We start from the raw sequence: 12,302 nt of genomic DNA, 5'->3' as shown, positions 1-12,302 counted from the left end.
CAGTCTGGTCGTTCGCGCTCAACGATGCACGCCGACGTTGGCCGCCAGATACCCGACGCGGCGCTGCACCGCGGCGATCTCGCGGACACCGTCGGTCAGCAGGCTTCGTTCGAGCGGCGACAGATCGGCCATGATCAGCACGTCCCCGGGGCGATGGCCTGCCGTGATCTGGTCGATCTGATGCGACAGTCGCAGCCGCTGCAGCAGGACGAACACCTCGGTCAGGGCGGCGACATCGCGTTCGGAGAGCATGCCGTTGCCCGACGCCGCCGCGAGCCGCGCGGGAGTCGAAGACGAGGCGATGCCGACCGACAACCCACCCCACCGAGCGAGGTTGACGATGGGAGTCAGCGCATGGGCCTTGAGGTCGAACGTGCCGCCGCGCCGAGCCAGCACGTCGCGCAGCGAACGCAACCGCGCGCGGCCGGCGAGCGCATCACGCAGTTGCAACCGCAATGCGTCGGGGTGATCGACCAGGAGTCGACGGTAGGCCTCGGGCACGGTGTGCAGTGCCCTCGGGCCGCACACCACTCTGCCGTCGATCATCAGAGAGGACATGATGAGGCCGGAGTCCCCAGCCGGAGTGAAGCCTGCGGAACGACCAGAGGTTCCTGCTTTTCCTCGATCGCCGAATGGGTTGCTGAGCCAGTGAGCCGCGGCCCTTTCCCACTGACCGGCCGAGCGTGCGAATCGGGGCGAGCTCGCGACCGCGCCGTTGGTATCCGACGGCAACCCGGCACCGTCGAGGCTCAGGTGCACGCGAGCCGCCAGATCCATCAGCGCCTCGTCGCGGGTTCTCGGCACCGCGTTCGATGTCCCTCGCACATCGGGGTCCGCGGTTGCATCCGACCAGGTCAATGCGCTGTCGACGTCCGAGGAGGGCATGGCTTCTCGACGGGCCACGCTGCCGAGCGTGATCCAGGCGAAGTGGTCACGGGGTACGTCCGGACGTGCGGTCCATTCGATCTCGACGGCCCGGCGGACGAGGCTGTCGACCACGACGGAGAGAATCGCGCTGACCGCCATCGCATCGGTTCCGCCCTTGAACAGATCCACCACCAGGCGGGGCACGAGCCTGCCTGCGTCCGCGAGTTCGGCGGAGGTCGATGCCGATGCCACCGCTCGACGGACCACAAAACTGCGTCGGGTGGATGCGGCGTGCAGATCCGAATCCTCGACGACGCCCAGCACCTCACCGCGAGCGGACACCACCGGCATGTGGCGCATGCCTCGCTCGAGCATGTCCATCAGCACGGTGCCTGCCAACCGGTCCGCAGTGACGGTCTCGGCGGGCGAGGTCATGACCTTCTCGATAGGAGTGTCGACGCCGATACCGGCGGCCACCACACGAATTCGGAGGTCGCGGTCGGTGAAGATGCCGTGGCGTGAACCACGCAGCGGAACCAGAACGTAGGAGCTGCCCTGCTCGGTCATCTGCCGGACGGCATCTCGAACAGTGGTGCCGACGGGCGTGAACACCGCGGGCGCAGAGACCAATTCGCCGACGGTCCTTCCGGCGCTGCCCTCCACCGGTCCCCCACGGTATGCAGAGGAGGAGTTGACGGCATCGGCCAGAAACGCCAGACCGGTGGGCGTTGCGAACAACGGCCGAACCAGCGCACCGGGTAACTGCAGAACGACACTCGGTTCTATTGCTCGCGCACAGAATTCGACCGTCCCGCCGGCAAGCAGCGCCGAGAAACCGAAGACTCCACCCGGACCGATGGTGTCGATCGGTACATCGGCGGGCGAGGTGTCGTCGGGGTGCACGATCACCACCAGACCGGTAAGCACCACCCATACGATGTCGGCCCCGTCGGGCTTCGACGTCGGGCCCACAACCCATGCGCCACCGCGGTACTCGCGTTCGACGGCGGCTGCGGCGATGTCGGTCAGTACCGCAGGTGACGCGCCTTGGAATGGTGGGTGCGCGCCGAGGAAGTCGGCAAGCTCCGATCTATCCGCCACGGATCAGGTCGGCGCACTTTTCCGCCATGGTCATCACCGTGATGTTGGGATTGACGTAGGGCAGCTTCGGCATCGCCGACGCGTCGACCACGCGTAGGTTCGAGATGCCCTTGACGCGCAACTCGGGATCGAGCACGGCCATGGTGTCGTCCACCGATCCCATCCGCGCCGTGCCTGCCGGGTGGTAGACCGTGTTGTGGGTCTTGTGTACGTAGTCCAGCAGGTCGTCGTCGGTCACGGCGTCGGGCCCGGGGGCGAGTTCGCGTTCGATCCACCCGGCCATCGGCCCATTCGCCGCAATCCGCCGGGCCAACTTCAGACCGGCGAGCATCACCGCGTCGTCGTGACCGTCGACGTCGGTGAAGTAACGCGGGTCCACCTTTGCCCGATCACGAAAGTCTCTGCTGCGCAGACGAACAGTCCCTCGCGAGCGCCCCTGTGTCACGTTGGGCGTCAGACAGAACCCGTTGTCGGTGGTCGGATAGCCCCAGCGGAGGGTGTTCATGTCGAACGGCACACTGCCGTAATGCATCATGATGTCCGGGTAGTTCAGCGACGAATCGGTCTGCGCGAACACCCCGATCTCCCACCATTGCGAGGACGTGGTGACCATCGGCTTGCTCGCCTCCCAGAACACCAGGCCTTCGACGTGGTCGTCGAGGTTCTCGCCCACTCCGGGTGAGTCGACCCGAACGGTGATACCCATCTCCTGCAGCTGGGCTGCCGGTCCGATTCCGGAGAGCATCAACAACTTTGGAGTGTCGATGGCACCGGCGGTGACGATCACCTCGCGCCGCGCCGAGACGGTGTCGTAGCCGGTCAGGTCGGGGCGCTGGTACCGCACTCCGGTCGCGGTCAGCGATTCGTCGATCAGGATCTCGCTGATCCAGCAGTCGGTGCGCACCTCGAGGTTCGGCCGCGTGCCGATGATCGGATGCAGGTACGCGTGGGAGGTCGACATCCGCGAGCCGTCCTCTCCCGCGTTGATCTGGAACCAGCCGGCACCGTTGAGTACAGGCGTTCCGCGGTTGAATGCGACCGTGGGAAGACCTATCCCGGCGGCCGATTCGAGCACTGCCGCGCCGCACGGATCGTTCGGTGGCACGTCGCGAATCCGCACCGGTCCGTCGTGTCCACGGCCGGTGTCGTTGTTCTCCACTCGGGCGACGAACGGCAGGATCTCCGACGCGCCCCACCCCGTCGCGCCCGCAGCCGCCCAATCGTCGAGGGTTTCGGCCGGAGGATGAAAGGCGATGCAGGAGTTGTGCGACGAGCAGCCGCCGAGCACTTTCGCCCGCGCGTGCCGCATGAAGCTGTTGCCGCGCTCCTGTGGTTCGACGGGATAGTCCCAGTCGTAGCCGGAGTCCAGCAGATGCATCCAGTCCACCAGTTCGAGAATCGCCTTGTCGCCGACGTCGGTCGGACCTGCCTCGACCAAACAGACACTGACGGAGGGGTCCTCGCTCAGCCGCGCAGCGAGGACACACCCCGCCGTCCCGCCACCTGCGACAACGTAATCGAACTGGGTGTCTGTCACTGCACGCTCCTTCTAGTCGCCCGTGGAGGCATGTGATTTCAGAGTGCCGATGTGCTTGCGTCCCTTGACTGCGTACCACAGCAGGCCTACGCCCAGGATGCCGCCGATGTAGACGAACGCACCGAACGTGTTGTACCAGGGGGTTCCGTACACGGCCTCGCGCGGCCAGGCGAGGTTGAGCGCCATCCCGGCACCCCACACCACCGCCGCAATGTTGACCGGCAGGCCGAACTTACCCATCGTGAAGTACCCGCCGGGTTTGAGATCCTCCGGCGGCCACTCGCCTTTGATGCGCTTGACCAACAATGGTCCGGTGACCATCAGATACGCGAGGTAGATCATGATGATCGCGATCGAGGTGAGGACCGTGAAGATCTGCGGCTGACCGATGTTGACGACGAGAATGACGATGGCCAGCACGCCGATGGTCACCGCGGGTACCACCGGGGTCTGGGTCTTCGGATTCACCTTGGCCAGACTCTCACCGAAGGGCAACGCGTTGTCTCGCGCCATGGCAAACGTGAGCCGGATCGCCGCGGTGTGCACTGCCAGTGAGCAGACGAAGACCGCAACGACGATGCAGATGAGGAAGACGGTGCCCAGCGGGCCCCACATCACCGCTTCGACGATCGACTGCAGGCTGCCGTCGGGGCTGCCGAGGGAAGGATCGTTCAAGTCCGGCGCGGCCATGACGGCGAACACCAGGATGGCTCCGCCGATGACGAACGAGGCGAGGATGGCGCGAAAGATCGCTTTGGGGGCGGTGCGCCGCGGTTCGACGGTTTCCTCCCCGAGCGAGCTCGCGGTGTCGAATCCGTACATGACGTAACCCGACGCCAGCGACGCGACCAGGAAGGCACCGAGGTAGCCGCCGCTCTCACCGGCACCGTAGCCGTTGGAGGAGAAGAACACCTCGGGCCCCCGAGTGATGTTGGCCGCGAGCAGGATCGCGATGAGAACGGCAGCAATCAGTTCGATGAACACACCCGCACTGTTGATCATGGCCATCAGTCGAACGCCGAGCGCGTTGATCGTGGTGGTGATGGCGATCAGAATCGCACCGAGCAGCACTGCGTTGGCCGCGAAGTCGGAGGCACCCGAGCCGTCCCCGATGATCTGGAACCCGCTCCAGATGCGTGGCAAGTTCAGCTGCAGAGCCAGGGCAACGGCGGCCAGTGTCACGATCGACGCCGTTAGCATCAACCAGCCCGCCGACCAACCGACGATTCTGCGGCCCAACAGCTTCGCCCAGTTGTACACCGATCCCGCCACCGGATACTTCGCGGCCAACTCCATGAAGCACAGTGCCACGCAGAGTTGGCCGACGAACACTGCAGGCCACGACCACAGGTATGCCGGCCCGGCGGTGCCGAAACCGAAGTAGAACAGTTGGAACGTGCCGGTGAGAATGGAGATGTAGCTGACGCCTGCGGCGAAGCTGGCGAATTTGCCGAGACTTCGATCGAGTGACTCCTTGTAGCCGAAGTCGTCCATTCCGCTCGAATTGTCGTTCAGTAGTGCCATGCCTGTGGCCTTTCCCATCGTGCTCTATCGGGTACCGAACCACCCCGCCGCCGTGGGTGAGGTGTTGTGCCAAATATGCTTCGCTTCTTGATATTCGGACATTCCGGACGGGCCGAGCTCGCGTCCGTTCCCGGACTGTTTGAAGCCGCCCCATTCCGCGGCCGCCGTGTAAACACCGAAGTCGTTGAGCCACACCGTGCCATGGCGCAGCCCACGTACCATTCTTTCGCCTCGTGCGGCGTCGGACGTCCGAACTCCCGCGGCGAGACCGTAATTCGTATCGTTACCCAACAGGAGTGCTTCGGCCTCGGTGTCGAAGCGCTCCACAGTGAGTATGGGCCCGAATGTCTCCTCCTGCACGATATTCATCGACCGATCGCAGTGGTCGAAAATCGTCGGTAGAAAATAGCTGCCCTCGTCCAGAGCCGAATTGTCCGGTTTCGTTCCGCCGATGACCAGTGTTGCGCCCTCCTCGATGCCGCCCGCGACGAAAGCTTCGATCTTCTCGCGCTGCGCCTGCGACACCAGTGGACCGGTCTCGCTCGCCGGGTCCATTCCAGGACCGATCACGATGGCCTTCGCGCGTTCGGCCACGGCTGCAACGAAGCGGTCGGCGACCGATTCTTCGATGATCAGTCGAGTGCCGGCCGAACACACCTGACCCGAATGCAGAAAGACTCCGGTCAGGACGTTGTCGACGGAGTCGGCGAAGGCCTGATCGTCGGCTACGGCGTCGGCAAAGACGATGTGCGGGTTCTTGCCGCCGAGCTCGACGGCCACCTTGGTGACGTTCTCGGCCGCCGCTGCCAAGATGTGCCTGCCTGTAGCCAGACCGCCGGTGAACGAGATGAAGTCGACGTCGCGGTTCCTGGTGAGTGCGTCCCCGAGAACGGCACCACTGCCCTGCAGCAGGTTCACCACACCCGCCGGCACTCCGGCTTCTTCCACCAGCTTGGTGAACGCGATGGTGCTGAGCGGAGTCACCTCACTCGGCTTGAGGACCATCGTGCAGCCGGCCGCCAGAGCGGGGGCGATCTTCCACGAGATCTGAAGCAGCGGATAGTTCCACGGCGCGATCATGACGCAGACGCCGATCGGCTCGTGTACGACGCGGCTGAGAATTTCGGGTCGGTCGACGTCGATCAGACGATCCGCCTGCACCACTGCAAGATCGGCGTAGAAGCGGAAGACCGACGTCACGTCGTCGATGTCGATTTCACTCTCGCCGAGGGTCTTTCCGGTATCGAGAGTCTCGATACGCGCGAGTTCGGCCTTGTCCCTCTGAAGTAGATCTGCGATGCGGTTCAGTAGATCGCTGCGCTCACCGACGGTCACCGACCGCCACGGTCCATCGTCGAACGCCGACCGTGCCACTGCCACCGCGCGTAGCGCATCGTCGGGGGTGGCCTCGTCGACGACGGCAACCGTGCTGCCGTCCGCGGGGTTCACGATGTCTCGGGTTCCACCGTCACTGGATCCCTGCCACTGCCCGTCGACGAACAACGACGGACGCAGCGACGTCGGGTCGAATCCTGCATCGGAGTCGGTCACTCCGCACCTTCTTCCGTGTGGGGGCCTGATCGTGTGTCTACGTTATGCCCTCAGCACCCGGTGGCTCCATCGATCTGTTCGCGAATGATGTTCGTGTGCCCGTTGTGCCGGTATCTGAGCCTGCTACACGACCAGCGCGAATCCGGGAGCGGAGCCCGAGCAATGACCCATTCGGACAATTCGCATTACGGTGGGGTGCATGACTATCGAAGATGTGGGCGGCAGACGGACGGTGACGGCGGACGAGCTTCTTCTCCTGGTGGGTGATCATCTGCTCATCGAGGAGGGTGTCGCGACCGGATTCATCGAAAGCGCGGGCCAGGTTGCGGAGAGCGTGGCGGTGACGGTGACCGATGGCGTCGACGGAACCACGACGACGGAGCGAGTTTTCCTTCCCGATGCCGAGGTGACCATCGAACCCGCCGATCGCGGACGCGCCCCCGTCAGTCTGTGACGGCAGAGTTCCTGTACAGAAGTACATTCGTGTAACTCGAACAACTCTGCTCACACCAGTCACACTGACCCCGAACTGAGCTAGGGTGACGGAAACCCGTCACCTTCGGAAGGACGTCAGTGGTGCGACAAGGCCGAGTACGCCCGACCGTTCGCGTTGCCGTCGTTGCTTGCGCCGCAGCGCTCGCTGTCGGTTTCGGCTCGATCACGGCGATGGCCGAGCCCGAGGCGTCGGCCCCGGCGATCGTCGCCGAGTCGGTTCGCTCGGCAGACGCGGACCAGTACAACGACGCACAGGATGCGTTGGTGAAGGGTCGCTACGACGCCGGGTTCGCCGCACTCGGTGCGCTCGAAGCCGCCGCTCCGGACGATGCCAATGTGGCAGCGCTGCAGACGTTCTATGCCAACGCGACCGCCGATACCGCCGCCCTGGCAGAGCATGGATCTCGCCTACGCGGCCTGTCTCCTACCGTCGCCGACGAAGTCGAACGAGCCATCGCCATCATCGACGAAGCCGCCACGGAGACAATCGACTTCGCGCCGACCACCGACGGACCCCGCACCGCGATCGTAGTACTCGGGCTAGGCTTGAACGGCGACGGCAGCATGACACCCGAGTTGGTGGCGCGTCTACGGTCGGCCGTCGCCGCGGCGGAGCGCTCCCCCGAGTCCCCCATCATCGTCACCGGCGGGAATCCGCAGAGCGGCATCACCGAAGCCGACGCGATGCAGCGGTGGCTCCTCGAAGAAGGCATCGCGGGCGACCGCATTCACACCGAATCGACCGCGAATTCGACGGTGCAGAACGCACAGCGCGCCACCGACCTGGCAGCCGAGATCGGTGCCCTGAATCTGATACTGGCAACGACCCCGAGCCATCTACGACGCGCAATATCCGACTTCGAGATCGCCGGCTCCGACGTGATCGGCGCTGCGACATCGACTCCCGACGATCTCCCGGATCTTCCTGCGCTCGCCCCGACGGCACGGTTGGGTATGACCGTCGACGCCACCAAGATCCTCGGGATACCGCGCACCTACTGACGCGTCCATCCTCGGAGCACCGACTCCGTCCCGGCGTCGAACATCGCTCCGCGAATCTCCTCGTCGGGGTTCGTGGGCATCGCCAACTCGAGCGACACCAACCCGTGCACGATCGCCCAGAACGAATGGCTGATCAAGTCGACCGACGCGCCGGTCATGATGCCGTCCGCGACGGCACGCGCTACCGCCGCCCGAAGCGGGTCCATCGCAGCCTCGGCGAGTTGCGCCTCTTCGGATACATCGACCGAACCGAGTACGCCGCCGAACATCACCGCGTACAGATGTGGGTTGTGCAGAGCCCAGTGCCGGTAGGCAACGGCAAGTGCGCGCAGATCGACCTCGGGGTCGCTGGTGACCGGCACCTGCCGCTGGGCGTCACCGAAACTCGAGAACGACGCAGCGAACAGGGCGACCAGCAACTCGGCGCGACCACCGAAGAGAGAATAGATCGCCGTGGTCGAGGTGCCCTGCGCAGCCGCCAGCTTACGTAGAGACAGCGAGTCGACGCCGTGTCGAGCAACGCCTTCCGCCGCGGCCTCGAGTAGCCGGGTCCGCAGTTCGGCATCGTGAATTCTCGGTCTCGCCACTTGCGAAACTTACCACAACAGTGTTTTATAACAGTGTCACAGAAAATGCTTCTTCCCCGAACTGACGGGAACACGTCATGCAACCCATCATCGACGGCCGCGCCACGGTCGACACCGAGCGAGACACCGTAGCGGTCTTTCTCATCGGAATGCGCATCAACAATCCGGTGGCCGTTCGTTCCTGGCTACCCGCGGTGCGCGCAATGCCGCGGATGCTCAGCCATCTCGAGCAGGATCCCGCCTCCGGGCTGCTCGGCTACCACTCGTGGTTGGGCCGCACCACCATGCTCGTCAGCTATTGGCGCAACGCCGAGGACCTGACACGATTTGCCTCCGATCCCGACGCACCCCATGCACCCGCCTGGCGCGCCTTCAACCGATCGGTAGCCGCAACCCGCAACGTCGGCGTGTGGCACGAAACCTATACCGCGACAGCACAGAACAGTGAGGCGATCTACGTCAACATGCCCAGATTCGGTCTCGCGGGAGCCATCGGTGGAATCCCGGTCGGCACAGGCTCACACACGTGGAAGCAGAGAATGAAGTCCGCGAAGTAAGGACTCGATGTTCACACGAAGTTTCCGGCACGCGAAGCAAGATCCAGAACGGGCTGCGGAAAGACTCCGAGCGCTACGGTGACCACAACCGAAACCCCGATCGCGCACGACACCGACGCGGTCGGACGCACGATCGTGGCGGTCCTCTCGCCCGGATCGGTGAAGAACATCAGCACTATCACCCGCACGTAGAAGAATGCTGCAATCGCGCTGCACACCACCCCGACGACGACCAGGGCCGCTCCTCCGGCACCCGAGGCAGCGCTGAACACCGCGAACTTGCCGATGAACCCACTGGTGAGCGGAATGCCGGCGAACGAGAGCAGGAACAATCCGAACACCGCAGCCACCAGCGGTGACCGACGACCGATTCCCGCCCATCGTTCGAGATCACTCACTTCACCGCGTTCGTCGCGAGCCAACCCGATGATGGCGAACCCCCCAAGAGTGCTGAAGGCATACGCCAACAGATAGAACATCGTGGCCGACACACCGGAATTACCCAGCGCGGTCACTCCGGTGAGGATGAATCCGGTGTGTGCAACGGACGAATACGCAAGCATGCGTTTGACATCCGTCTGCGTCACCGCGACAACCGAACCCAGCACCATCGTCGCGATGGCGACGACCCACAGCATCGGGCGCCAGCTCGATTCGAGACCGGGTAGCGCCATCCCGAAAATGCGGAGAATCGCACCGAATGCCGCGACCTTGGTCACCGTGGCCATCAGAGCCGTCACCGGAGTGGGGGCACCCTGGTAGACGTCGGGAATCCACGAGTGGAAGGGCACCGCGCCGACCTTGAACAACAGACCCACTGCGAGCAAGGCGGTTCCGATCAACGCAAGCGATCTGCCCTGACCGTCCACCGCGATGGCGTCGGCGATTCCGTCCAACCGAACGGTTCCGGCATATCCGTACAGGAATGCAACACCGAACAGGAAGAACGCGGACGAGAACGCGCCCAGCAGAAAGTATTTGAGAGCCGCTTCCTGCGAGAGCAACCGCCGCCGTCGGGCCAGTCCGCAGAGCAGATACAGCGGCAACGACAGCACTTCGAGCGCAACGAACATCGTGAGCAGATCCGTGGACGCCGGAAACAGCAACATGCCGCCGATCGCGAACATCGCCAGAGGAAACACCTCGGTCTGCGCGACGCCTGCATCGATGGCCTCCTTCTCCGCCACGCTGCCCGGAGTGGTCGACGCCTGCGAAGTGAAAGAATCGATGCGGCGCTCGGCACCGGCCCCGGTGACGGCAACGGTGCGCTCGGCCATCAGTGCTATGGCCGGAATCGAGACCAGCACAATGGTTCCCTGCAGAAACAGGGTCGGCCCGTCGATCGCGACTGCCCCGGACATCGCCGACGCCTCGGTGCCTACCAGACCGAGGATCGCCGCCAACGCCGCAACCAGTCCCCCGAGAGCAAGCCCCAGATGCGTGGCGCGGCGCGCCCGCGGCGGTACGAACGCCTCGACGAGTACGCCCAGAACTGCGACCGCGAACACGATCAACATCGGCGCGAGCAGACCGTACTGCACGTCTGGTGTGGTCATCGCTGACCTCCTGCATTGTCGACGATCGTGGATTGCACTGCTGGAGTGATGACATCGAGCGCTGGTTTCGGATACACCCCGAGGACGATCAGCAGCGCGATCAACGGCACCACCACGGTCAGCTCGCGGCGAACGAGATCGGACACCTTCCCGTTGCCCTCCCGGACCGGCCCGGTCATGACGCGCTGGTAGAGCCACAGTATGTAGATCGCCGACAGCACAAGGGCTCCGGCGGCAACGATCGCGGCGACTCCGTATCGACCGAACGTGCCGATCAACACCAGGAATTCGCTCACGAACGGGGCGAGACCGGGTAGCGAGAGCGTGGCGAGTCCCGAGATCAAGAAGGTTCCGGCAAGCACCGGTGCCACCTTCTGCACACCGCCGTAGTCGGCGATCTGTCTCGACCCTCGACGCGACACGAGGAAGCCCGCGATCAAGAACAGAGCGGCCGTGGAGATTCCATGGTTGACCATGTAGAGCGTGGCACCGGCCTGACTCTGACCGGTCATGGCGAAGATGCCGAGGATGATGAACCCGAAGTGCGAAATCGATGTGTAGGCAATCAGTCTCATCATGTCGGTCTGGCCGATCGCGAGTATCGCGCCGTAGACGATGCCGATGACCGCAAGAGTGATGATCCACGGGGCGAACGTCTGCGACGAGCCAGGGAAGAGTTCGAGACAGAACCGCAGCATCGCGAACGTGCCGACCTTGTCCACCACCGACATCATCAGCACCGCGGTCGCGGGTGTGGACTGCACTGCGGCGTCGGGGAGCCACGAATGGAACGGCCACAACGGTGCCTTGATCGCGAAAGCGAACATGAAGCCGAGGAACAGCGCGTTCAGCACCATCGGATCCACACCGAGCCCGCCCGATGCCGCCGCGTCGGCGATCGCGCGCAGATCGAACGTCCCACCTTCGAAAGGCCCGTCGGGTCGCGCGGTCACCACGTACAGGCCGATGACGGCCGCCAACATCACCAGACCGCCGAACAGGTTGTACAGCAGGAACTTCACCGCGGCGCGCGTGCGATGGACTCCCCCGAAACCACCGATGAGGAAATACATCGGAATCAGCATCGCCTCGAAGAAGATGTAGAACAACAACACGTCCAACGCGGTGAACGAGACGAGCACCATCGACTCGACCACCAGGATCAACGCCATGTACGTGTGCGACACCCGACGGGAGCCGTAGTTCGCGACGCGACTGCCGTCGTACCAGCCCGCGACGAGCAGCAACGGCGTGAGGACGGTGGTGAGCAACACCAGGACGAGGCCGATTCCGTCCAGGCCGAGGGTGTACCGCGCACCGAACGCCGCTATCCAGGCGTGGTCTTCGACGAACTGGTACCGATCACCACCGGAGTCGAACGACACCGCCAGTGCGACCGACACGACCAAGGTCCCGGCAGCGAAACCCACTGCGGCACTGCGCGCTACCGTCGGACGAGCGGCAGGCACCAGGGCGACGACGATCGCACCGAGCATCGGGAGCACCCACAGGACGGTCAACCAGG

Annotated in this window: 10 protein-coding genes; 3 read left to right on the top strand and 7 right to left on the bottom strand. The window is 64.3% G+C overall.

Features of this window, described 5'->3' with window-relative positions; translation table 11 throughout:
• Nucleotides 1–18: 18 nt before the first annotated feature.
• The 4 genes from MTX34_RS14865 to MTX34_RS14850 are packed head-to-tail and all read right to left on the bottom strand — an operon-like array spanning nt 19 to nt 6,544.
• The gene (locus tag MTX34_RS14865) at nt 19–1,968 is read right to left on the bottom strand and encodes a putative nucleotidyltransferase substrate binding domain-containing protein (protein WP_243609864.1); all 1,950 of its coding nucleotides are present in this window, start codon (nt 1,966–1,968) and stop codon (nt 19–21) included.
• Nucleotides 1,958–3,505 (bottom strand): GMC family oxidoreductase, encoded by a 1,548-nt coding sequence (locus tag MTX34_RS14860; RefSeq protein ID WP_243609863.1) that lies wholly within the window; start codon nt 3,503–3,505, stop codon nt 1,958–1,960. Before MTX34_RS14860 ends, MTX34_RS14865 begins: the two co-directional genes overlap by 11 nt.
• Nucleotides 3,506–3,517: 12 nt before the next feature.
• Nucleotides 3,518–5,029: an APC family permease gene (locus MTX34_RS14855; protein WP_243609862.1), complete on the bottom strand. Its 1,512-nt coding sequence runs from the start codon at nt 5,027–5,029 to the stop codon at nt 3,518–3,520.
• A 24-nt stretch (nt 5,030–5,053) separates the two neighbouring features.
• Entirely contained in the window at nt 5,054–6,544 is a 1,491-nt protein-coding gene (locus MTX34_RS14850; RefSeq protein WP_279393326.1) for an aldehyde dehydrogenase family protein, read from the bottom strand.
• Nucleotides 6,545–6,779: 235 nt separating this feature from the next.
• Here MTX34_RS14850 and MTX34_RS14845 point away from each other — a divergent pair, with 235 nt between their 5' ends.
• Together MTX34_RS14845 and MTX34_RS14840 are read left to right on the top strand one after the other, a co-directional pair.
• Nucleotides 6,780–7,034, top strand: coding sequence for a hypothetical protein (locus MTX34_RS14845; protein WP_121872464.1), 255 nt, complete (start codon nt 6,780–6,782; stop codon nt 7,032–7,034).
• Nucleotides 7,035–7,153: 119 nt separating this feature from the next.
• A complete protein-coding gene (locus MTX34_RS14840) occupies nt 7,154–8,077 on the top strand; it encodes a YdcF family protein (protein ID WP_243609860.1) in 924 nt (307 codons plus the stop codon).
• Here MTX34_RS14840 and MTX34_RS14835 read toward each other — a convergent pair.
• Complete coding sequence (locus MTX34_RS14835) at nt 8,071–8,664, bottom strand: TetR/AcrR family transcriptional regulator (protein ID WP_243609859.1); 594 nt, start codon at nt 8,662–8,664, stop codon at nt 8,071–8,073. The genes MTX34_RS14840 and MTX34_RS14835 overlap by 7 nt on opposite strands.
• A gap of 77 nt (nt 8,665–8,741) precedes the next feature.
• Between MTX34_RS14835 and MTX34_RS14830 the strand changes: the two genes are divergently transcribed.
• Complete coding sequence (locus MTX34_RS14830; RefSeq protein ID WP_243609858.1) at nt 8,742–9,221, top strand: DUF4188 domain-containing protein; 480 nt, start codon at nt 8,742–8,744, stop codon at nt 9,219–9,221.
• Between the two features lie 11 nt (nt 9,222–9,232).
• Here MTX34_RS14830 and nuoN read toward each other — a convergent pair whose 3' ends face one another.
• Together nuoN and MTX34_RS14820 are read right to left on the bottom strand one after the other, a co-directional pair.
• Nucleotides 9,233–10,777: an NADH-quinone oxidoreductase subunit NuoN gene (gene nuoN / locus MTX34_RS14825; protein WP_243609857.1), complete on the bottom strand. Its 1,545-nt coding sequence runs from the start codon at nt 10,775–10,777 to the stop codon at nt 9,233–9,235.
• The gene (locus tag MTX34_RS14820) at nt 10,774–12,273 is read right to left on the bottom strand and encodes an NADH-quinone oxidoreductase subunit M (RefSeq protein ID WP_243609912.1); all 1,500 of its coding nucleotides are present in this window, start codon (nt 12,271–12,273) and stop codon (nt 10,774–10,776) included. Before MTX34_RS14820 ends, nuoN begins: the two co-directional genes overlap by 4 nt.
• Nucleotides 12,274–12,302: the final 29 nt, after the last annotated feature.

It is taken from the genome of Rhodococcus sp. ARC_M5, from assembly GCF_022810405.1.
Lineage (GTDB): Bacteria > Actinomycetota > Actinomycetes > Mycobacteriales > Mycobacteriaceae > Rhodococcoides > Rhodococcoides navarretei.
The sequence above is the reverse complement of the archived record's forward strand: the minus strand, read 5'-3'. Positions and strand labels throughout refer to the sequence as shown.